Source organism: Bartonella sp. AD328YNZD, assembly GCF_042196425.1.
Genome location: NZ_JBHIQG010000639.1, coordinates 1 through 913, shown reverse-complemented (window position 1 = coordinate 913; position 913 = coordinate 1). Strand labels below are relative to the sequence as shown.

2 protein-coding genes are annotated in these 913 nt (G+C 35.3%); both read right to left on the bottom strand.

What is annotated here, in order from left to right:
• Positions 1–272 (bottom strand): YbaN family protein (locus ACFIO3_RS14195; protein ID WP_375704699.1); only part of this gene is annotated, 272 nt, incomplete at its 3' end.
• A 401-nt stretch (positions 273–673) separates the two neighbouring features.
• Positions 674–913 (bottom strand): metal ABC transporter permease (locus tag ACFIO3_RS14190; RefSeq protein ID WP_375704698.1); only part of this gene is annotated, 240 nt, incomplete at its 5' end.

Here is a 913-nt window from a genome sequence, read left to right as displayed (position 1 = left end):
GTCATACTCATCATTGCAAAAACTTTAACGAATGGAGAGATTGCTTTTTTTTCTTCCCATCGCTTAATAGGGGGACCGAAAATACGATGATTATTCAACCATTGATGAAAACGTGGAGAAGAACGCGTAAAACACCATGAGGCAACCAACAAAAAAGGCACAGTTGGCATAATAGGTAATACTACGCCGATAATACCTAATATAACCATTGCCCACCCTGCTATATAATAGCAGATACGCAAAGGGTGCGATATCTTCAAGTCTTTTTTCATTCGTCTCGTACTATTTTCCTCTACGCAAAACTCTACATAAAAACACTGTATCTATTTTCTTATTGTTCAGATGTTTGAGTGCACAATCACTCTCTATCACTTCATGCGTAAGCATTTTTTCTGTCATAAGTTCCTTGAAAATACCGAATAGTTTACGCAATATGATAATCATTTTAAATGATTTCAAGAAATGAGAAAAAGTTTTAGAAAAAAATAAAAAGGCTGCAGAATAAATCAATGCAGCCTCTTAATTAAAATGCAGTCTTGGGGGGAGAATATACACTGCATTCAATTGCTAGGCATTAGGAGGAAAATAACCTGGCGATCCAGTCTCTAACTAAAATAGGCACGAGAGACAATACATAAAAATGCATGGCTGATATGCGAGAATTTTATTATCTTCAAGTTTCTTGAACTGTGTTTTGACGAAAGAAAATCATCATGAAAATAGCAATAAAAATCAATGTTAAGATTAACACAATTGTGGAAGCAGAATCAGAGCCGATAAATAAGCTGAGATAAATCCCTAAAAAACCAGAAAAAGCGGCAACAAGTATCGCGATTATTAACATAAAAGAAAACCGCTTTGTGACAAGATAGGCAATTGCTCCTGGTGCTATCAGTAAAGAAATAACGAGCAC